The organism is Pseudomonas sp. No.21, from assembly GCF_054558415.1.
This window is the reverse complement of record NZ_BAAJNO010000008.1, coordinates 215,312-234,089: the sequence shown is the minus strand read 5'-3', so window position 1 is coordinate 234,089 and position 18,778 is coordinate 215,312. Positions and strand designations below refer to the sequence as shown.

Genomic DNA, 18,778 nt, shown 5'->3' with positions numbered 1-18,778 from the left:
CTTGGTCAGAGAACTTGGATGTCGGTGATCTGCAGTGTCACGCCCACAGCGGTGGTCAGGGCGATGGCACCTTCTTCGTCTTCCTCGACCGAGAAGAGCAGGAACTCCCTCCGGTTGAGCAAGCCGATCTCGCGGGCGTAGAGCATGCTCTGATGCTCGACACCGTAACTGGCGTCGGGGCTGACGACGTATTCGTGCAAGGGCACCAGCTCGGTCTGGCCGTCCTCGCTCCCCCACTGGCGGCCGTACTCCTCGCCCTCCAGCTCATAGACCTGCATGCCGATGCGGGCGTTGGGCCCGGCCAGGCGCAGCAGCTCCTCGCGGCTGGCGATGGGGGTGACCTGGTGGTAGCCGAACAGGATCACGGCCTCGATGTCGCTGTCCTGCGGGCCGTTCATGATCACCTGGAGGAAGTAGTTCTCGTCGTCCAGGTAGTAGCGCTTGATCCGCTTGCCCTCGCCGAGCTCCAGGGTGCCCACGGCCCAGATCTTCTCGTCGCCGAGGAGGGTGACGTGGGACTGGCCTTCGAGCAGTGTCGCCAGCGAGCGGTCCAGGCAGAGCATCCGCCCCGAGGCCAGCCCCAGGGGGCGGCTGTCGCTGGGGTGGCGGCGCGCCTCACTGGAGGGCAGCGGTGGCTCCAGGCCCAGCCAGCGCTTGAGCTTGCTCATAGTGCGTTCTCCTTCAGGCGCTCGTTGGCGATGTAGAAGATTTCCCCGCCACGGATTTCCAGCGTGTTGGCCGGGTTGATCTCGAAGCGGCTGGAACCCGAGGCGCGGTAGCCGATGAGGGTGGCATCGTGGTCCTGGCGCAGGCGGATGTACAGCTCGCCGCAGGTGCCGCTGAAGCCCTCGGGCAGTACATGGCGGAACTGGGTGGCGCCATCACCGACGCACAGCAGTTCGGTGACCACGGTGCTGGAGCCCGGGTCCTGCGAGGCACGCACCAGCATCTCGATGGCCATGTTGGAGGTGCACTCCAGTTCGGGCGCATAGCGGCGGGCGAGTGCGGCGCGCTCGGAATCGTTGAAGTGCGCGACCACATGGGCCTGGGTGCCGATCGCCTTGATGGTGAGCACGATGGCCAGGGTGAGGCTGTCGGAGCGGGTGTGCACGAGGATGCGCTCGGCGCGCTCGATGCCGGCGCGGCGCAGCAGCACGGGGTTGTCCAGCGAGTCACCGCGTACGAAGGAGGCGCGCCCGGGCAGGGGGTTCTCTTCCAGCAGTGCGTCGCAGATCACCAGGCTGTCGTCCTGCGTGGCCTCGTCCTGATAGAGCAGTTCGACGATGCGCTCGCTGGCTTCGCCTTCCCAGCCGATGAGGATGGTGTGGCCCTTGAGGTTGGAGTAGTCGCCCAGGCCTTTCATGTTCTTTCTCCAGAGTTCGCCGACCGAAGTCGATGCCTTGCCGATGACCGCGGTCAGCAGGGCGATGCCGCCCAGCATGATCCACAGCGCCGTGACGAGTTTGCCGAAGTCGCTCTTGGGGGAGAGGTCGCCGTAGCCCACGGTCGTCGCGGTGGTGAAGTAGAAATAGGTGAAGTCCTGCCCTTGCAGCAGGTGCTGCTCCCCGGCCAGCGACAGCAGCAGGTAGGAGACCAGATAGTGGACGGCCAGGAGCGAGCCGATGCCGGCCCAGCCGAAGCGTTGGAAGAAGACCGAGGTTTGGTGCCGCAACAGCAAGATCAGCGACATGGAATCAACTCCATTGATCCTTCGAGAGTGGTTCGGGGTGGGGTCAGTGAGCGCTTTCGAGCAGCGACTTCGAGTGCATCAACCAGGCGATGATGCAACCGGCGACGGCACCGGCGATATGCGATTCCACGGATATCCCCGGGGTGGGGATGAAGCCGAAGACCAGGCCGCTGTAGCCGGCGAGGGCCACCAGGGCGACCACCAGGCTGGCGAAGCTGCGCTGGTACCAGGCACGCGCCAGCAGGTAGGTCCAGAGCCCGAAGATCAGGCCGCTGGCGCCGATGTGCATGCTGTAGCGGGCAAGCAGCCAGACCATGCCACCGCCGAGGAGGCTGATCAGCAGCGCGACGCGGATGTAACGGCCGAGCCCCTCGGTTGACACCAGCCAGCTGAGGATGATGAAGGGGGGCAGGTTGCTCAGCAGGTGAGCGAAGGAGCCGTGCAGGAAGGGCGCGAAGATCAGCCCCTGCAGCCCGCCCAGGGTGCGCGGAAGGATGCCGTGATGGACCAGGCTGTTGGCGGTGAGGGTGTTGATCACCTGGACCACGGCCATGATCGCCGCCAGTGCCAGGATGACCCTGAGTCGCTTGCCGGTATCCATCTGCGTTTCCCGAACTCCATTTGCGGGTAGAGGTGATGGGCAGGCGACCAGGGTCGCCTGCCGGGGGCGGATTCTACTGCGATCCGTCCTGGCTTTGCTTGGCTTTCAAACGGGCCAGTACATCGGCTCCGCTGCCGCTTTGGGCGCCGATGCCGGCTTCCTGCAGGCGACGCTCCAGGTCGCCGCCGTTGGCGGCGGTCTGCAGCTCTTCGGCGGCGGCCAGGCGCGCGTCCTGCTCGTCCTGGCGCTGGCGCAGGCGGCTGAGGCTGTCCAGGGCGGACTCGACCTTGCCGTTGGCGCCACCGGTGGCTTCGGCGGTCGCGACGCGTGCCTTCTGCACCACCTCGCGAGCCTTGGCCATCTCGATCTGCTGCTTCAGGCTCTTGAGCTGGCCTTCGGCCTTGTTGACCTGGGCGTGGAGGAGGTCGGCCTGCTTGCCGAACTGCTCGGACTGGTTGCGCTCCTGGTCACGCTGGGCCTCGATCTCGGCGATGCGGTTGGCGCATTCCAGGGCCAGGCTTTCCTCGCCCTTGTTGAGCGCGGCGGTGGCCTTGGACTCCCAGTTGGCGACATCGGCGTTGAGGCTCTCCAGGCGTTGCTGCGACAGCTTCTGCTTGGCCTTGATATCCACCAGGCCGTTCTTGGCTTGCAGCACGGCGCGGTCGGCGTCACGCATTTCCTGCTCGAGGATGCGGATGGCGTTGGCGTCGACGATGGCTTCGCCGACTTCGGAGGCGCCGCCACGCACGGCGGTGATGATTTTCTTCCAGATACTCATGAAAACTTCTCCTTGAATGGATTCGGTCAGGCCTTGAAGTGGTCTTCGAAGGCTTCGACGGCGCGGATCACGTTTTCAGCCAGGGTGTAGACCTCCTGGATGATCACGGTGAGCGACGAGGCGGCGCTGAGGGCGCCGAACATGGAGTACACCTCCTGGCCGTCGATGACCTCGACGCCGACCGAGGACAGCGGGAACAGGTCGCGGGTACGCAGCACCAGCGCGTTGAATTCGTTTGCATCCTTCACCAGGTCGAGCGGCACCAGGGTGGCGTCGACCATGATGTGGTCCCCTTCGACCGCCATGTAGATCGGCAGGTCGCCGTACTCGGTCATGGTCAGCCTGATCCCGGCCTGCTCGCCGTCGACGACGCTCAGCAGAATCTCGCCAGACGCCACCAGGGCCAGTTCGGCCAGGGCGTTGTGAAGCGAGCTGAGGGTCCAGTTGCTGTTCTCGGTCATGTAGTCCTCCAGTTTGACTCGGTCGCCCAGGAAGGGCTGCCGTAAAGCTCTCTCGATACCCTTCAGGGCGTTCACGTTCTCGGGAAGGATCCAGAACTCACGTTTCACCAGTCCCGCTTCGCGGAGCCGGTTGCGCATGTCTCGGACGTAGTCGGCCGAAGACTTACCGGTGCTTCCGGCCGCCTTCCTGCCTGCTTTGTCCGGAGTGGTCTTGCGAGGCATCTGCATTCCTCCTCAAGGGTGTGGCGTGCAAATTACTGCGATTTTCGCTGGCGCGCAATTCCTTACATGAAAGATTTTTTTATCTTTCATGTAAGGGAAATATCGACTCGTCGGCACGTTAACCCATCACCCCCGCGAGCGAGGCGCTGCATTGAATCGCATCACCCACTGCGCAAGCAGGTCGAGCCCCGCGCACATCAGGAAGTACAGCAGCGCCACGAAGAGGAAGACCTCCGTCGGGTGCACCATCACCCGGTTGCTCACCTGGGTGGCGACGAAGGACAGTTCGCCGACGCCGATGACGTAGCCCAGGGAGCTGTCCTTGATCAGCGAGACCCACTGGTTGAGGAACGACGGCAGCATGATCGGCAGCGCCTGCGGCAGGATGATCAGCCGCAGCACCTGCCAGGGCCGCAGGCCCAGGGCGCGGCCGGCGTCCCATTGGCCCGGCGGCAGGCTCTGGATGCCGGCGCACACCGAGTGGGCGAGGTAGGCGCCGCCGATCAGCGACAGCGCGCAGACCACGGTCGCCAGTGCCGGCACCTCGATGCGGAACAGCACCGGCAGCAGAAAGTAGCTCCAGAAGATCAGCATCAGCACCGGGATGGCGCGGAAGAACCCCAGCACCGCCAGCAGCACCAGGCGTGGCCGGCCTTCGAGCACCGCCAGGGCGATGCCCAGGACCAGGCCCAGCAGCGCCGAGGCGATGCCCGAGAGCGCCGACAGCAGCAGGGTCAGCGCCGCGCCGCCCAGCGGGCCATCGGGCCAGGCGCCGAGCAGGAAGTAATCGAGGTTGTCGAGGATCACCGAGAAATCCATCTCAGGCCTCCCCGCGCTTGTGCCGGCGGTGCTGGTGGAGCAGCGTGCCCGCCACTTCGATGGCGATCGCCGCGCCCAGGTAGAGCAGGGTGGCGATGCCGAACGCCTGGAAGGTCTTGAAGGTTTCCGTCTCCACCTGGCGCGAGGCATAGGACAGCTCGGCGAGGCCGATGGCCATGGCCAGGGAGCTGTTCTTCAGGGCGTTCATGTACTGGCCGAACAGCGGCGGCAAGGCCGTGTGCAGTGCCTGGGGCAGGATGATGCAGCGCCACACCTGGGCCGGTCGCAGGCCCAGGGCCATGCCCGCTTCGCGCTGTTGCGGGCGCACCGAGGCGATGCCGGCGCGCAGCTCCTCGGCGATGAAGGCGCTGGTGTAGAGCGACAGGCCCAGCACGGCGGCGAGGAACTCGAAGGACGGCCAGGCCAGCGTGAACGGGCCCAGCGCCAGCTCATGGGGCAGGTTGAGCCAGAACACCAGGCCCTCGGGCAGCAGCGCGGGCACGCCGAAGTACCAGAAGAACAGCTGCACCAGCAGCGGGGTGTTGCGCAGCAGCGAAAGGTAGCCGCGCGCGGGCCAGGACAGGCGGCCGGGCAACTGGCGACCCACGGCGACCAGCGCGCCGAGCAGGGTGCCGATGACACAGACCACCAGCGAGGTGCCGAGGGTCAGCAGGAAGCCGTCCAGCAGCCAGTGCAGGTAACGGGGAGCGAGGGGGTCGCCGAACATGGTCGAGGTCTTTCAATGCGCGATCCCCGCAAGCGCGGGGACGTAGGTAGGTCCCCGCGTTCGCGGGGATGACGGGGCCTGCACGACCCTCCCATCACCGTCCCCCGCGAAGGCGGGGGATGGTGAACAGTGCGGTCAGTGCACCGTGCCGATCTTGTACAGGCGCGCCAGCGGGGTCTTGGTGTCCGGGCCGAACCAGGTGTCGTAGATGGCCTGGGCGCGGCCCTGGTCTTCCAGCTCCTGCAGGGTCTGGTTGACGTATTCGGTCAGCGCGGTTTCACCCTTGGGGATGCCGACGCCGATCAGGTCGCTGGAGATGGTGAAGGGCGGCACTTCGTACTTGTCCTTGTCCGGCACGTTGGCCAGCAGGCCGATCAGCTTGGGACCGTCCTGGGTGATGGCCTGGACCTGGCCGTTGCGCAGGGCGGTGAAGGCGAAGGGCGTGTCGTCATAGGCGACCACCTTGGCGCCGGGGAATTTCTCCCGCAGCACGCCTTCGTTGACCGTGCCCTTGTCGACGCCCACGCGCCATCTGTTCAGGTCGTCGGTGTTCTTCAGGGTGCCTTTCTTGACGATGAACTGCTGCCCCGAGGAGAAGTACGGGATGCTGAAGTTGACCTGCTCGGCGCGCTCCGGGGTGATGGTGAAGTTGGCCAGCACCAGGTCGACCTTGTTGGCCACCAGCAGCGGCACGCGGTTGGCCGGGTTGGTGGGTTGCAGCTGCAGCTTGACCCCGAGCTTGTCGGCGATGGCGCGGGCGTAGTCCACGTCCAGGCCGGCGAGCTGCTGGGTCTTCCCGTCGACGAAGCCGAACGGCGGGTTGCTGTCGAAGGCCGCGACACGCAGGACGCCGGCCTTGCGGATATCGTCGAGGCGGTCGGCCTGGGCAAGGCCGGAGAGGGTGGAAAGGGCGAGTGCGAGGGCGGTGAGGGCAGTCAGCTTCTTCATGAATATCCAGCTCCTTCGGCGGGCCCTGGCGCGCATGGCCGGGCTCCGCTCATCTGTCGGGGGGGCGATCGCTTCCGGGTGGGAAGCGTCGCCGTTCGCCGGTGGGGGTTGCCCGCTGGCGAGGCGATTCTGGCAGGGGGCTGGAGCAGACAAAAAAGAATTAATTTGTCTTTTTAAATTCGATACAGGAATAAGCGGAGCCGCCGTGGCTTGTGCTGGATGTGGCGTGCTAGAGCGGTTCCTGGCGCCGCGTCAGGGGGCGGGACGCTGCGGTTGAAGCGAATGGCCGAAGTTGGCGCCCATGCGCATGCCGGTCGCGGCAGGGGTGGCGAGGCCCAGCTGGTTGGCCGGGCGGCGCTCGATCGGCACCTGCATCGCGGCCCGGTTGCGCCGGGCCGCCTCGGCGCCTTGCGGGTTGGCCAGGCGCTGGGTGAGGCAGTCATAGGACAGGGCCTTGTAACCGTTCACCTCGGCGCTGATGCAACTGCCTTGCGCGGTGCCCTCATCGGCGATGGCCAGGAGGGGCGCGAGGGCGAGAGCGAGGCCGGCGAGGGTGATGCGAGCGGACATGATTGCCTCCATGTGCTGGATCATTGCCGGGAAATCTACGGTAAAAGCACCGTCATCGCTGCGAAGTCTTTTTTGCAACGCCCGTCACACAATCGACATGATCAGACCTCAGGATGGCCTTCCTGAGTCAAGCCAGCGATACATCGACACGCAGTACGGGTCGGAATCCGCCTATGTCAATGGAAGCCGTGGCGAGGGACTGCCTCGCGCCAGCGGTGCTGATCGTTCTCCTCATCGCAGCCTGCTGCCTGGCCGCTTGGCCATGCACGGCGCAAGCGGGCGAGGGGCGGGCCGAAGAGGGTCCGCTGGAGTTCCAGTTGCCGGCGCAGGACCTTTCCAAGGCACTGGAGCGCTTCAGCGAAACCAGCGGCATGGCCATCCTGGTGGACCGCGAACTCACTCGCGGGCGGCGCTCGGCTTCGGTCATCGGCCGGCTGGCCCCACGCGAGGCGCTGGCGAGGCTGCTGACGGGCACCGGGCTCATGGCCCAGCACAGCGAGGGCCGTGCGTTCACCGTGCTGCCGGCAAGGGTTTCGAACGCGCCTGCGGGGCGCAACCACGGCGCCACGACGCGCTGGGAACAGGGCAGCTTCGCGGCGGCCCTGCAAGGTGCATTGGGCAAGGCCTTGTGCCGTTCCCCACTGACCCGGCCCGGCGCTTATCGCGCCGCGCTGCAGCTGTGGATCGGCCCGGTTGGCATGGTGGAACACAGCCGCCTGCTGGGGCCGACCGGTGATCTGCAGCGCGATGCGGCGCTGGTGGAAAGCCTGCGGGGCCTGACGATCGACAGGGCGCCACCGTCCTCCCTGCCCCAGCCGGTCACCGTGCTGGTGGTGCCGGAGGCGGCCGCCAGCATGGAATGCAACAAGTGGGAAGGAGCTGCGGGGGCATGAATGACAAGGAGCGTGGCACCATGCTCAGGCTGTTTCTGGCCTCCTACGAGGAGTTCCGGACACGCCTGAGGCGGCGCCTGGGGTCCGATGACCTGGCCAACGATGTGCTCCACGAAACCTACCTGCGCCTGGATCGCATGGACGAGCCGGAGGATGTGCAGAAGCCCGGCGCCTACCTCTATCGCATGGCCCTCAACGTCGCCGCCGACCGCCGTGCCCAGGACGCGCGCCTGCTCACCGGCGAGGAGGTCGAGGAGCTCTTGCACCTGGGCGAAGAGCACCTCGACCCGGCGGTGATCGTCGGCGGGCAGATCGAGATCCGCGCGCTGGTCACCGCGCTGGCGGAGCTGACGCCCCGGCGCCGGCAGATCCTCATCGCTGCGCGCATGGAAGAGGTGCCGCACCTGGAGATTTCCCGGCGCTTCGGCATCTCCACGCGCATGGTGGAGAAGGAGCTGAAGGCCGCGCTGGGCCATTGCGCCGCCCGCCTGGAAAGAAAAGTGGTGCAACGGTTCGGTCCCGGCGCCGGAAAACAGTCATAGGGTCGAGGGGCGGCACGAGCGCCCCGCCGATCACTCCCGAGAACAGCTGCGCTTGAACGACGACGCCATGACAGGACCCGATTCCGGCACCGCCGGGCAGACCCGGCTGGAGGACGAAGCCCGGGCCTGGTTGCTCCGCCTCACCTCCGGCCATGCCACCACCCGTGACGCCGAAGCCTTCCGCCTGTGGTGCGCGCAAAGCGAGCAGCACTCCGCGGCCTTCACCCGTGCCCGGCAGCTGTGGCAGGCCCTGGCGCCCGCCGCCGTGGCGCTGCAGCAACCGGCTGCCCCGGCGGCCAGCCTGCCGTCCCGGCGCTTCGGCCGGCGCGCGTTTCTCGGTGGCGCCATCGCGGCCTCCCTTGCCGTGGTGCTGGTACGGCCCACGTTGCCGGGGGCGCTGTCCGGCCTGGGCGCCGACTACAGCACCGAGGTGGGTGAGCAGCGCCGCGTGGATTTCGCCGAGGGGCTGACCCTGGAGCTCAACACCCGTACCCGCATCAACCGGCGCCCGCTGGGCGGCGGTGTGGCGGGCATCGAGCTGCTCGAAGGCGAGGTGGAGGTGCTGGCCAGGGTGCCGATCCGCGTGGTGGCCGGAGCCGGCACCCTGGATGCCGCCGGTGCACGCTTCAACGTGCGTGCAGTGGGCGATGCCATCTGCGTCACCTGCCTGGAAGGCAGCCTCGCCGTGGAGGTGCGCGGGCGCAGCCTGCTGCTGCCGCCCGGCCGCCAGCTGACCTATGACGAAGGCGGCCGCAGCGAACCGATCGCCTTCGACCCGGCGATGGTCATGGCCTGGCGCCAACAACTGCTGGTGTTCGACGACGCGCCCCTGGCCACGGTGATCGACGAGATCAACCGCTACCGCCCGGGGATGATCCTGCTGGTCAACGACGAACTCGGCCGGCGCAAGGTCCAGGCCCGCTTCCGCCTCGACCAGTTGGCCGAGGTCGCCTCCCTGATCCGCGACGCCTACGGCGCCACGGTCACCGAGTTGCCGGGCGGGGTGGTGCTGGTCAGTTGATCGGTGCTGCACGCCTGCGGCTTTCGTATTTCGTAGGATGGCGTAGAGCGAAGCGAAACCCATCATCCCCATAACGCAACGGCCCGGATAAACCGGGCCGTTGGCGTTTCAGGTGGCTTCATCCTCCGCAGGTGACGGCTTGCGGGGCTCGCGCAGGTGGTCGAAATAGAACAGCGCCAGGCCAAAAGCGATGATGAGACCGATGATGACCAGGCCGATATGAGCGTTCTGCATCGCGGATTCCATTTCCAGGAAAGCATGGGCTCAGGGCTGGCGGGGATTGTCGGCCAGGGGGAACAGGGACGCCATCGGCGTTGCGGCAAAAGCCTGTAGGGAAGGGCGGAGCCAGGGCGGGGCCGCCAGGACGGCAACCCCGCGTGCGGGTCAGACGAAGCCCTGTTCGCCAAAACCACGCGGCAGGCGCTGGCGGCCGGGCAGGGCGGTGAGGTGCTGCTCCCAGCTGCTGCGCCAATCGATGGCGACGTTCTCGGCCTTGGCCTTGCGGGCGGCGCGTCGTGCGGCGTTGCGCGCAGTGCGGCGGGCTTCCTTGAAGACTTCGGTGTTGCGGCAGGTGCGGCACTTGACGCGTGCCAGTTCAGTGGTGGAAACCAGGTTGTTGCCGTGACGACCGCAGGCGAGGTGCCCGGCGACCTTGTAGTGAGTGACCATCGGTGGGTCTCCTTTGTACGGCCGCACCGCACCCAATGCCTCGGTCACGGTTGGCACGAAAATGGGGACTACCCGGTTTTCGACTGCGAGGCGGCGTTCCGGTTCGGTTTATCGAAGCGGCACCTGAACGCCCGCATTTTGCGGTGGTGAGGGTCGCCGAAGAACGCTAGATTTCCCGCTCCCACAACGGAGCACATGGCATGGATAACCCGTTTCAACCCCCGATGAGCGACTCGCTGGCGGAGAAGACCAGCACCAGACCGAGCATCACCTCCACCGTGCTGCGCGTGGCGATCCTGGCGTTCTGCTCGGCCCAGTTCCTGGCGCTGCTGTGGAACCGCGGGGCAATCTGGGAGGCCATGAGGGCCGGGGAAGTCTCCGTACTCGCCGGTGCTGCGAGTTTCCTCTTCGCGTTGGCGCTGATGCTTGCCGGGGTGTTGCTGTTCTTCTCCCGCCAATCGGCTTTGTGGCTGCTGCTGGCCTACCTGCCGTACCAGCTCCACTGGCTGGTAACTGCCCAGGAGCGCGGCACGCTGTTGCTTTGCCTCCTTTCGCTGGGCTGCCTCACCGGCTGCCTGGTCTACTGCTGGCGGCTCAAGCGGGCGGTGCGACTCACTCGGTCTTGAACCTGATCCGGCTCACCCGGTACTCGATCATGCTGGAGTGGGCCAGCATGGACTTCAGCCATTCATCCGCCACTTCCTTGCGGGTGAATGCCCCCATCGAGGCGACGCGCTTCCAGTGCTTCTCCTCGCGCAGGCGCGACTCCAGCACGTAGACGGATTCGATGCCCGGGTCCTGGTACCAGGCGGGCGGGGTATCCCTGCGCTGTTCCAGTTCGCGCAACTGCTTGAGCAACGACTTGGCCTTGGCCTCCCATTCCCGTGCCTTGTGCTCGGCCCGGGCCTGCGCCTCGAGGGCCTGGTCGCGCTGTGATCGCAGTGCGCCGGTGCTTTCGAGGGCCTGCTGGGCAGCGCCATCGATAGCCTCGTCCAAAGCGCGGCGGATTTCCGCCTGGCGCTGCCGATACGCCCGCTGACGTTCGGCATTGCTCATCGCGTTACCGCTCGCTGGTCGGCCGCGCTTGCGAGGAGAAGATGGTTCCTGCTGGTTCATGGGACGTTCCTGGCGAGTTCGCATCATTCTAATAACGTAACGAGAATATGGAAATGTCAGCTATGAACGCTCGAATCAGCCAAGGAGAAATTGGGGGGGAGTGTTTCAAGCCTATAACATTGATCATGTTTGCCCGATGGCTAAGGGCCACTAATCTTCCACTCTGTATGCAGCGGCGTGCACTTGGACATTGGCTCGGATTGGGTGCTTGTCCGATCCACTCGTCAGCCCGTTGTAGTCGTCTGAGGCTTTACTCGTTGTAAGTGCCATATCACCTGATCTGATAGTCATGTTCAAAGCCGTGCCTAAACTCGGGAGCGGAAGTCGGCTACTGGCAATTGGGTCATCAGCCTGTAAAAAAGTTGACGCAAACTTGTTAAGTCACTGATAAGCGACTAGAAATAGGCACGCAATATTGTCCCTTCAGCCGGTAGGACTTTTTCAAGGCGCCTAAGGACGGGGAACTACTTATCTAGGCGGGGAAATTCACTGCTTTGGGACTTCAGAAGGATTCTGGGGGAATGAAGGTACTTAGCGTTTTTGGTACACGCCCCGAAGCCATCAAGATGGCTCCGGTGGTCAAGCGTCTGGAGTCGGAATCCCTGATCGACAGTCGCGTGTGCGTTTCAGCTCAGCAACGCCAGATGTTGGACCAGGTGCTGGAAGTCTTCGACATCGTTCCCGACCACGATCTCGACATCATGCGCCCCGGGCAGAGCCTGACCGACATCACAACCCGTGTCATGCAAGGCATGGAAAGCATTCTGGAAAGCGAGAAGCCTGACCTTGTTTTGGTGCACGGTGATACCTCGACCACTTTCGCTGCCAGCCTTGCCGCTTACTACCGGCGCATCCCTGTAGGGCACGTTGAGGCGGGTTTGCGTACGGGGAACATCTATTCCCCGTGGCCCGAAGAAATCAACCGGCGCCTGACCGGTGCGATCGCTGCCCATCACTTTGCTCCCACAGAAGCAGCTAGGACCAATCTGCTACGGGAAGGCATTGCCGACTCGGCCGTCTGCGTGACTGGGAACACAGTGGTCGACGCCTTGCTCGCCGTCGTCCAGCGCATCGAAAGCGACAATGCACTGACACAGCGCTTCGAGCAGGAGTTCGACTTTCTCGATCCCCATCGCCGGATGATTCTGGTAACCGGCCATCGGCGAGAGAGCTTCGGCCAGGGCTTCGAGAACATCTGTCTCGCCCTGCGTGAACTGGCTGCTCGTGAGGATGTGGAAATCGTTTATCCCGTGCATCTCAATCCGAACGTCCAGGAGCCTGTCCGCCGCATTCTTGGTGATTGCCCGCAGGTGCACCTGGTCGAGCCGCTCGACTACCTGCCATTTGTCTACCTCATGAAGCGTTGCCACCTGATCCTCACCGATTCAGGCGGCATCCAGGAGGAGGCTCCGTCGCTGGGCAAGCCCGTGCTGCTGATGCGCGACACAACCGAACGCCCGGAAGGAATGCAGGTCGGGGCCGTGCGATTGGTCGGTACGGACTGCGGAAAGATCGTCTCGGAGACGATACGGCTACTCACCAGCCAGGTTGAGTACGAAATGATGGCCAGGGCCGGCAATCCCTATGGGGATGGCATGGCCGCGCAGAGAATCGTGCAGAGAATACTCGGATGATTCAATTCAAGCGTGTTTCGATGATCGGGCTGGGCTACATCGGTCTGCCGACTGCCGCCTTGATCGCCAGCCGCGGCTGCGAAGTCCTGGGCGTCGATGTCAATCCATCCGTTGTAGCGACGCTCAACTCGGGCAGGATCCACATCGTCGAGGCAGAGCTCGATGTGCTGCTGTCCGGCGCTATAGCCTCCGGGCGATTTCGTGCCTCGCTGCAGCCTGAAGCGGCGGATGTCTTCATGGTCGCGGTACCTACGCCGTTCAAGGATGACCATCAGGCTGACCTCAGTTGCATCAGGGCAGCGGCTGCCAACATTGCCCCCGTGCTCAAGAAGGGCGACCTGGTGATACTCGAGTCCACCTCGCCGGTGGGCACCACCGAGAAGTTGGAGCAGTGGCTGCATGCGACTCGTCCCGACCTCAGTTTCCCGAGCCAGGCTGGCGAGGACTCCGATATCCGCCTGGCATATTGTCCCGAGCGTGTGCTCCCGGGGCGGATCATCCACGAGCTGGTGAGCAATGATCGCATCATCGGTGGCCTGACCCCCAGGTGTGCTGAGTGTGCCGCGGCCTTCTATCAGGTATTCGTCGAAGGCCAGTGCCTGACCACCAGCGCTCGTACCGCCGAGATGGTCAAACTGACCGAGAACGCCTTCCGTGACGTCAACATCGCTTTCGCCAATGAGCTCTCGCTGATCTGCGACCGGCAAGGCATCGATGTGTGGGAGCTGATAGAACTCGCCAATTGTCACCCCCGCGTCAATATCCTGCAGCCTGGGCCGGGGGTCGGTGGCCACTGCATAGCGGTCGACCCCTGGTTCATCGTCGAGCAAACCCCTGATCTGGCGCGTTTGATCCACACCGCGCGCCTGGTCAACGATGGCAAGCCGCGTTGGGTGATCGAGCGGGTCAAGGACGCCGTCAAGGGGTTGCGCAATCCCAAGGTCGCGTGCCTGGGGCTCTCCTTCAAGCCGGACATCGACGACCTCCGTGAAAGCCCGTCACTGGAGATCGCGGCCCATCTGGCTCATGAGATAGATGGCCTCATCTATGCGGTGGAACCTCACGTCGACACATTGCCGCCGGCCCTGGCCAAGTATCGCAACGTTGAGTTCATGCAGGCCGAAGAGGCCATCGCCGATGCCGACATCGTCCTGCTGCTGGTCAACCACAAGATGTTCCTGACCATCGACCGTTCGTTGCTGGAAGACAAGGTCGTGATCGATACCCGGGGAGCGTGGCGTTGAAGCAACTGCTGTTGAAGCAGGGTGCCGCGCGATTGGAAGATGTCCCCGCCCCCCTGGTGGGAAGCAAGCACGTTCTCGTGCACGTGCAGTATTCCTGCGTGAGCGTCGGCACCGAGGCCGCGAGCGTCGCGTCAGCGGCGGAACCGCTTTACAAGCGGGCCCTGAAGCACCCTGAAAAAATCCGCCGGGCGCTCGACATGGTGCGCGAGCAAGGCCTTGCCCGAACCGTCGAGCGGGTTCGTGGCACCTTGGCGGCTGGCCAGCCTACCGGTTACTCGGCCGCAGGCACGGTAGTCGCGGTGGGTGATCGGGTCGAAGGATTCAAGGTTGGTGATCGGGTCGCTTGCGCCGGCGCAGGTATCGCCAACCACGCAGAGTTCATCAACGTTCCCGTCAATCTGGTGGTGGCGGTTCCAGCGGAACTCCCTTCTCAGCATGCCGCTACGGTGACCCTGGGCGCCATTGCCCTGCAAGGGGTACGCAGGACGGCTCCGACGCTGGGTGAAACCATCATGGTCGTTGGTCTCGGTGTTCTCGGGCAGCTTGCTGTGCAGCTGTTCAAGGCCAATGGTTGCCGAGTCATCGGTGTCGATCCGGACCCGCGACGGCTTGAAGTTGCGCGACGCTGCGGCATGCACCTTGGAATCGATCCGACCCAGGACGATCAGGTTTCCCGGGTGGCCTGGATGACCGACGGATTGGGCGCGGACGCCGTGGTCGTGACTGCGGCATCCGCCAGTAGCGACCTCATAAGCCTGGCCATGCGTGCCTGCCGCAAGAAGGGGCGCGTGGTCCTGGTGGGTGATGTGGGACTGGACCTCAAGCGTGAAGACTTCTATCGCAAGGAGCTGGACTTCCTTATCTCCACTTCCTACGGCCCGGGGCGTTACGACCCGAACTACGAGGAGGAGGGGCAGGACTATCCGCTTGCCTACGTGCGCTGGACCGAGAATCGCAATATGGCGGCTTATCTGGATCTGCTGGAGCAAGGCAAGGTGGACCTGCAGGCGCTTTCGCCCGAGATAGTCGATCTTGCTGAGGCGGAAGCCCTGTACGCGCGCCTGGCCAAGGGCCAGGCGCGTCCGTTGCTCGCTCTGTTGCGCTATCCCGTGGACGCCCCTCCGAAGCGGGAACACAGCTTGATGCTGCGCCAGCCCGTGCGGGCCGACGGCAGAATTCGGGTCGCCGTCATCGGAGCGGGTGGTTTCGCCCAGGGGATGCATCTGCCCAACCTGGTCAGGTTGCGTGAACGCTATGAAGTCCGCTGGATCGTCAGCCGCACGGGCAGTACAGCGAAGGCTGTGGCCACTCAATTCGGAGCGAGTTTCGCTGGTACCGACTACCAGGAGGCGCTGGCCGATCCCGATGTCGACCTGGTGCTTATCGCCACGCGTCATCACCTGCATGGAGCGATGGCCAGGGAGGCTCTGGAAGCCGGCAAGCACGTCCTGATCGAAAAGCCGCTGGCCCTGCTCGAGGATGAAGTGGCGGCCATCGAAGCGTTCTATGCCAATGCCGATGCCTGCCCCAGGCCCTTGTTGATGACCGGCTTCAACCGGCGCCACTCGCCAGGCATCGTCCAGCTCAAGGCGATGCTGGGCCAGCGCAGCGCGCCGATGATGATTTCCTACCGCATGAATGCAGGCTACCTGTCTCCGGATCATTGGGTACACGGGCCGGAGGGCGGAGGCCGCAATATCGGCGAGGCCTGCCATATCTATGATCTGTTCGCCTTCCTCACCGACGCCGAACCGGTATCGGTGGAAGCGACCGCCATCGGCGTCAGCGCAGGTGGCATTCGCGCCAACGAGAATTTCACCGCAACCATCCGCTACAGCGATGGTTCGGTGGCGTCCTTGTTGTACACCTCTCTGGGAGCTGCCAGCCATCCCAAGGAGCGAATGGACATCTACACCGACGGCAAGGTGCTGAGCCTTGATGACTACCGGACGATATCGGTGTCGGGCGACAGCGCCAGATCCTGGACGTCGCCTGTGCCCCAGAAGGGCCAGTACGAGGAGCTCGTGGCACTGGCAGATGCCATCGGTTCGGGCGTGATAGATGAAAGGAACATCAGGAGCCAGTTGGCGACGACCCGCCTGGCCCTGGCGATAGAGAAGCAACTGCAGTCCTGACATCGGGATGGCCAAGGCGATGCCGCTGGCCGTCCCGATGCATCGGCTCATGACGAGAGAGCGTGTTGATGAGGCAAGTCCTGTTGGCCAACGATCGCGTACGTGTCGCACGCATGCCCGCACCTGGCGTAGAGCCCGGCGCCGTACTGGTTAAGGTCCACTATTCGATGATCAGCGTGGGGACCGAGGTTGCCGGTTTGCGCCCCGTCTCCTCAGGCGAGGCTCCCACCGGGCTGGACCAGGCCAGGGAGATCACCAGTCGTGCCGGGCGTTATCTGGCCAAGGCCATCGCTGACCCGCGGCTGGCGGCTTCGCGACTCAAAGGCATCGCCAAGAGCCGAATCGCTCGCCTCATTCCCGATCGCCCGCAACCGCGGCAGCCCGACCACAATCTGGACTCCATTTCCTGGGAGCGCGATGCGGCCACGGAGTTCAGCTATCACGGGGGGCGCCTGACACTGCTGAGCGACGACTCGGACTGGCAATATCAGGCACATACCGCCAGTTTCCAGATTCCCGTGGGCTACCAGGTTGCAGTCGAAATACGCGGCACCATCGACAGTGGCAGGTTGGCCATCGGAATCCTCGATGACGCGGGTACCAAGTGGCTGGGGAACCGTACCTTGACGCCAGGCACGCTAGACGACCGGTTGATCTTCGATCCGCAAGGGGAGGGCGCGGCCAAGCTGGTCATCTCCAATGCCCAGGGCGGCGTGACACGCGCCGACTTCGAGCGCCTCGGCGTGGTGCTGGTAGCTCCCAATCCCGACGGCGATCCCCATAACGAGATGGACGAGACGGGGTGGAACCTCGGTTATTCGGCCGCCGGTGTCGTCATTGCCCTGGGCGCCGGGGTGCAGGGGCTGAAGGTCGGTGACCGAGTGGCCTGCGGCGGTGCCGGCCGCGCCAACCATGCCGATTATGTGCTGGTGCCGCGCAATCTGGTGTGTCGCGTCCCGGATGGCTGTGACATGCGTTGGGCCGCGTCCACCACCATCGGTACCATCGCCATGCAAGGCGTGCGTCGTGCCCAGCCCGATCTGGGAGAGCGGATCGCCGTCATCGGTCTGGGGCTGCTGGGCCTGCTGACCGTGCAACTGCTGCGAGCTGCAGGCTGCCAGGTGATCGGATTCGATCTCGACGCCAGGCGCGTGGAGCGTGCACGGAAGCTGGGCATGGAGTATGGCAGTGCCAATCCTGCGGAATTCCTCCGCCTGGTGCGTGACATCAGCGAAGGACAGGGCTGTGATCGTACCCTGATCACGGCCGCGACCAAGTCCGATGCGGTGATCAATACGGCCATGGAAGTGACGCGGCGCCGTGGCGTCGTGGTGATCGTTGGCGATATAGGCCTGAACGTGCAGCGTGCGCATTTCTATCGCAAGGAAATCGACCTGCTCATGAGCACCTCCTACGGTCCCGGCCGATACGACACGAACTACGAGGAGAAGGGCCGCGACTATCCATTCGCCTACGTGCGCTGGACGCTCAACCGCAATATGCAGAGCTACATGGAGCTGATCGCAGCCGGGCGCCTGGACGTGGAGTCCCTGGTGGACATCGTGGCCCCTGTGGACGAGGCGCCAACGCTATACAAGATGTTGGCCAGCAGCCCGGAGGCGCCTGTTGGCGTGCTGCTCGACTACACATCTGGCCGCTCCGTGGTCGAACCGTCCGAGGCCGAGCGCATCCACCTGCGTGGTGCGCGCACCCCACAGGCGGACAAGATCAACTACCTGCTGGTGGGGGCGGGGGCTTATGGCCAGTCCATGCTGGTGCCCATGCTCGATCGTCAGGACGGGATTTTCCTGCGGGGAGTCGTCAGTCGCGACGCCGTACGTGGCGGCAATTTCGTGCGTGAGCGGCGGCTTGGCGTATTCGCCTCCAACCTGGACTCCGCCATCGATGACCCTGATGTGCACATGCTGGTCATAGCGACCCGCCATTGCGAGCACGCTTTCCAGGCGATGGCCGGGCTCAAGGCCGGCAAGCACGTATTCGTCGAAAAACCGCTCGCTATCACCTGGGAACAGCTCGATGCATTGGTGGAGTGCCACGATTCCCTGGCGAACCCACCGTTGCTGATGGTGGGCTTCAACCGTCGCTTCTCCCCAGCCATCCAGGCGCTGCGCGAGGTCCTCTCCAACCGCACAGCGCCGCTGGCGATCAACTACCGGCTCAACGGTGGCTACATCCCGCTGGACCACTGGATCCAGACCGAGCAGGGCGGCGGACGCAACATCGGCGAAGCCTGCCACATGTACGACGTGTTCCGTTGCCTGGCTGGGGCGGCCGTCATATCCGTTTCCGCCACGGGCATCAATCCGGGCGCACGGCCTTATCTCGTTACCGACAATTTTTCCGCTACGGTCGGTTATGCCGACGGCAGTATCGGCAACCTGTTCTACACCGCCCTCGGCCCCAAGCAGGGGCTGCCGAAAGAGCGCATCGAAGTGTTCTGCGACGGCGAAGCCTATGTCGTCGACGACTTCAAGCAGCTGATCAAGGCCAGCACCGGGGAGGTGCTCTGGTCAGCTACCGAGGCTGACAAGGGGCAGGCCACGCAGATGAAGATGCTGGCCGAAGCACTGGCCAGCGGGGGCGCGGCTCCGATCTCTTTCGACGAAATCATCGAGACCACGGCGGTGGCGCTGCGGGTCGAGGAGCTGCTCATGGGAACCGGAGCCCTTGAGGTGGACGACTGAGCG

General features: G+C 64.5%; 20 protein-coding genes. 8 read left to right on the top strand and 12 right to left on the bottom strand.

Annotated elements, in window-relative coordinates:
* Window positions 1-5: 5 nt before the first annotated feature.
* From ACYJSS_RS18465 to ACYJSS_RS18425, 9 genes are all read right to left on the bottom strand, one after another.
* Complete coding sequence (locus ACYJSS_RS18465; RefSeq protein WP_236204855.1) at window positions 6-668, bottom strand: DUF2491 family protein; 663 nt, start codon at window positions 666-668, stop codon at window positions 6-8.
* Window positions 665-1,690 (bottom strand): ion channel, encoded by a 1,026-nt coding sequence (locus tag ACYJSS_RS18460; RefSeq protein WP_111261828.1) that lies wholly within the window; start codon window positions 1,688-1,690, stop codon window positions 665-667. Before ACYJSS_RS18460 ends, ACYJSS_RS18465 begins: the two co-directional genes overlap by 4 nt.
* Window positions 1,691-1,733: 43 nt before the next feature.
* Window positions 1,734-2,291, bottom strand: coding sequence for a rhomboid family intramembrane serine protease (locus ACYJSS_RS18455; RefSeq protein ID WP_111261827.1), 558 nt, complete (start codon window positions 2,289-2,291; stop codon window positions 1,734-1,736).
* A gap of 73 nt (window positions 2,292-2,364) precedes the next feature.
* Window positions 2,365-3,069: a PspA/IM30 family protein gene (locus ACYJSS_RS18450; protein ID WP_111261826.1), complete on the bottom strand. Its 705-nt coding sequence runs from the start codon at window positions 3,067-3,069 to the stop codon at window positions 2,365-2,367.
* 26 nt (window positions 3,070-3,095) lie between these two features.
* On the bottom strand, window positions 3,096-3,752 hold the full coding sequence (locus ACYJSS_RS18445) for a YjfI family protein (protein WP_111261859.1): 657 nt from the start codon (window positions 3,750-3,752) through the stop codon (window positions 3,096-3,098).
* A 126-nt stretch (window positions 3,753-3,878) separates the two neighbouring features.
* A complete protein-coding gene (locus ACYJSS_RS18440) occupies window positions 3,879-4,571 on the bottom strand; it encodes an amino acid ABC transporter permease (protein WP_111261825.1) in 693 nt (230 codons plus the stop codon).
* Window position 4,572: 1 nt separating this feature from the next.
* The gene (locus tag ACYJSS_RS18435) at window positions 4,573-5,298 is read right to left on the bottom strand and encodes an amino acid ABC transporter permease (RefSeq protein ID WP_111261824.1); all 726 of its coding nucleotides are present in this window, start codon (window positions 5,296-5,298) and stop codon (window positions 4,573-4,575) included.
* Window positions 5,299-5,433: 135 nt separating this feature from the next.
* Window positions 5,434-6,246, bottom strand: a complete 813-nt coding sequence (locus ACYJSS_RS18430; protein WP_111261823.1) for an ABC transporter substrate-binding protein — start codon at window positions 6,244-6,246, stop codon at window positions 5,434-5,436.
* A gap of 252 nt (window positions 6,247-6,498) precedes the next feature.
* A complete protein-coding gene (locus ACYJSS_RS18425; protein WP_111261822.1) occupies window positions 6,499-6,816 on the bottom strand; it encodes a hypothetical protein in 318 nt (105 codons plus the stop codon).
* Between the two features lie 173 nt (window positions 6,817-6,989).
* On the opposite strand from ACYJSS_RS18425, the gene ACYJSS_RS18420 reads away from it, so the two are divergent.
* From ACYJSS_RS18420 to ACYJSS_RS18410, 3 genes are all read left to right on the top strand, one after another.
* Window positions 6,990-7,709, top strand: coding sequence for an STN domain-containing protein (locus ACYJSS_RS18420; RefSeq protein WP_236204856.1), 720 nt, complete (start codon window positions 6,990-6,992; stop codon window positions 7,707-7,709).
* The gene (locus tag ACYJSS_RS18415) at window positions 7,706-8,251 is read left to right on the top strand and encodes an RNA polymerase sigma factor (RefSeq protein ID WP_111261821.1); all 546 of its coding nucleotides are present in this window, start codon (window positions 7,706-7,708) and stop codon (window positions 8,249-8,251) included. Before ACYJSS_RS18420 ends, ACYJSS_RS18415 begins: the two co-directional genes overlap by 4 nt.
* Before the next feature lie 67 nt (window positions 8,252-8,318).
* Window positions 8,319-9,272, top strand: a complete 954-nt coding sequence (locus ACYJSS_RS18410) for a FecR family protein (protein WP_111261857.1) — start codon at window positions 8,319-8,321, stop codon at window positions 9,270-9,272.
* Window positions 9,273-9,380: 108 nt separating this feature from the next.
* Here ACYJSS_RS18410 and ACYJSS_RS18405 read toward each other — a convergent pair whose 3' ends face one another.
* Both ACYJSS_RS18405 and ACYJSS_RS18400 read right to left on the bottom strand, forming a co-directional pair.
* Window positions 9,381-9,506 (bottom strand): hypothetical protein, encoded by a 126-nt coding sequence (locus tag ACYJSS_RS18405; RefSeq protein WP_256604822.1) that lies wholly within the window; start codon window positions 9,504-9,506, stop codon window positions 9,381-9,383.
* A 150-nt stretch (window positions 9,507-9,656) separates the two neighbouring features.
* Window positions 9,657-9,941, bottom strand: coding sequence for a hypothetical protein (locus tag ACYJSS_RS18400; RefSeq protein WP_111261820.1), 285 nt, complete (start codon window positions 9,939-9,941; stop codon window positions 9,657-9,659).
* A 200-nt stretch (window positions 9,942-10,141) separates the two neighbouring features.
* Here ACYJSS_RS18400 and ACYJSS_RS18395 point away from each other — a divergent pair, with 200 nt between their 5' ends.
* Window positions 10,142-10,567, top strand: coding sequence for a hypothetical protein (locus ACYJSS_RS18395; RefSeq protein ID WP_236204857.1), 426 nt, complete (start codon window positions 10,142-10,144; stop codon window positions 10,565-10,567).
* On the opposite strand, the gene ACYJSS_RS18390 is transcribed toward ACYJSS_RS18395, so the two are convergent.
* Window positions 10,554-10,997: a hypothetical protein gene (locus ACYJSS_RS18390; protein WP_236204858.1), complete on the bottom strand. Its 444-nt coding sequence runs from the start codon at window positions 10,995-10,997 to the stop codon at window positions 10,554-10,556. The genes ACYJSS_RS18395 and ACYJSS_RS18390 overlap by 14 nt on opposite strands.
* Before the next feature lie 581 nt (window positions 10,998-11,578).
* On the opposite strand from ACYJSS_RS18390, the gene wecB reads away from it, so the two are divergent.
* From wecB to ACYJSS_RS18370, 4 genes are all read left to right on the top strand, one after another.
* On the top strand, window positions 11,579-12,691 hold the full coding sequence (gene wecB / locus ACYJSS_RS18385) for a non-hydrolyzing UDP-N-acetylglucosamine 2-epimerase (RefSeq protein ID WP_111261817.1): 1,113 nt from the start codon (window positions 11,579-11,581) through the stop codon (window positions 12,689-12,691).
* Window positions 12,688-13,935, top strand: coding sequence for a UDP-N-acetyl-D-mannosamine dehydrogenase (gene wecC / locus ACYJSS_RS18380; RefSeq protein ID WP_236204859.1), 1,248 nt, complete (start codon window positions 12,688-12,690; stop codon window positions 13,933-13,935). Before wecB ends, wecC begins: the two co-directional genes overlap by 4 nt.
* A complete protein-coding gene (locus ACYJSS_RS18375) occupies window positions 13,932-16,070 on the top strand; it encodes a bi-domain-containing oxidoreductase (protein WP_236204860.1) in 2,139 nt (712 codons plus the stop codon). The genes wecC and ACYJSS_RS18375 overlap by 4 nt, the downstream gene beginning before the upstream one ends.
* A gap of 68 nt (window positions 16,071-16,138) precedes the next feature.
* Window positions 16,139-18,775, top strand: a complete 2,637-nt coding sequence (locus tag ACYJSS_RS18370; protein ID WP_236204861.1) for a bi-domain-containing oxidoreductase — start codon at window positions 16,139-16,141, stop codon at window positions 18,773-18,775.
* The last annotated feature ends 3 nt before the right edge of the window (window positions 18,776-18,778 follow it).

Bases quoted from the DNA above. Each gene is read 5' to 3' on its own strand.
- ACYJSS_RS18465 (WP_236204855.1), bottom strand. From the start codon at position 668: ATGAGCAAGCTCAAGCGCTGGCTGGGCCTGGAGCCACCGCTGCCCTCC.
- ACYJSS_RS18460 (WP_111261828.1), bottom strand. From the start codon at position 1,690: ATGTCGCTGATCTTGCTGTTGCGGCACCAAACCTCGGTCTTCTTCCAA.
- ACYJSS_RS18455 (WP_111261827.1), bottom strand. From the start codon at position 2,291: ATGGATACCGGCAAGCGACTCAGGGTCATCCTGGCACTGGCGGCGATC.
- ACYJSS_RS18450 (WP_111261826.1), bottom strand. From the start codon at position 3,069: ATGAGTATCTGGAAGAAAATCATCACCGCCGTGCGTGGCGGCGCCTCC.
- ACYJSS_RS18445 (WP_111261859.1), bottom strand. From the start codon at position 3,752: ATGCCTCGCAAGACCACTCCGGACAAAGCAGGCAGGAAGGCGGCCGGA.
- ACYJSS_RS18440 (WP_111261825.1), bottom strand. From the start codon at position 4,571: ATGGATTTCTCGGTGATCCTCGACAACCTCGATTACTTCCTGCTCGGC.
- ACYJSS_RS18435 (WP_111261824.1), bottom strand. From the start codon at position 5,298: ATGTTCGGCGACCCCCTCGCTCCCCGTTACCTGCACTGGCTGCTGGAC.
- ACYJSS_RS18430 (WP_111261823.1), bottom strand. From the start codon at position 6,246: ATGAAGAAGCTGACTGCCCTCACCGCCCTCGCACTCGCCCTTTCCACC.
- ACYJSS_RS18425 (WP_111261822.1), bottom strand. From the start codon at position 6,816: ATGTCCGCTCGCATCACCCTCGCCGGCCTCGCTCTCGCCCTCGCGCCC.
- ACYJSS_RS18420 (WP_236204856.1), top strand. From the start codon at position 6,990: ATGTCAATGGAAGCCGTGGCGAGGGACTGCCTCGCGCCAGCGGTGCTG.
- ACYJSS_RS18415 (WP_111261821.1), top strand. From the start codon at position 7,706: ATGAATGACAAGGAGCGTGGCACCATGCTCAGGCTGTTTCTGGCCTCC.
- ACYJSS_RS18410 (WP_111261857.1), top strand. From the start codon at position 8,319: ATGACAGGACCCGATTCCGGCACCGCCGGGCAGACCCGGCTGGAGGAC.
- ACYJSS_RS18405 (WP_256604822.1), bottom strand. From the start codon at position 9,506: ATGCAGAACGCTCATATCGGCCTGGTCATCATCGGTCTCATCATCGCT.
- ACYJSS_RS18400 (WP_111261820.1), bottom strand. From the start codon at position 9,941: ATGGTCACTCACTACAAGGTCGCCGGGCACCTCGCCTGCGGTCGTCAC.
- ACYJSS_RS18395 (WP_236204857.1), top strand. From the start codon at position 10,142: ATGGATAACCCGTTTCAACCCCCGATGAGCGACTCGCTGGCGGAGAAG.
- ACYJSS_RS18390 (WP_236204858.1), bottom strand. From the start codon at position 10,997: ATGAGCAATGCCGAACGTCAGCGGGCGTATCGGCAGCGCCAGGCGGAA.
- wecB (WP_111261817.1), top strand. From the start codon at position 11,579: ATGAAGGTACTTAGCGTTTTTGGTACACGCCCCGAAGCCATCAAGATG.
- wecC (WP_236204859.1), top strand. From the start codon at position 12,688: ATGATTCAATTCAAGCGTGTTTCGATGATCGGGCTGGGCTACATCGGT.
- ACYJSS_RS18370 (WP_236204861.1), top strand. From the start codon at position 16,139: ATGAGGCAAGTCCTGTTGGCCAACGATCGCGTACGTGTCGCACGCATG.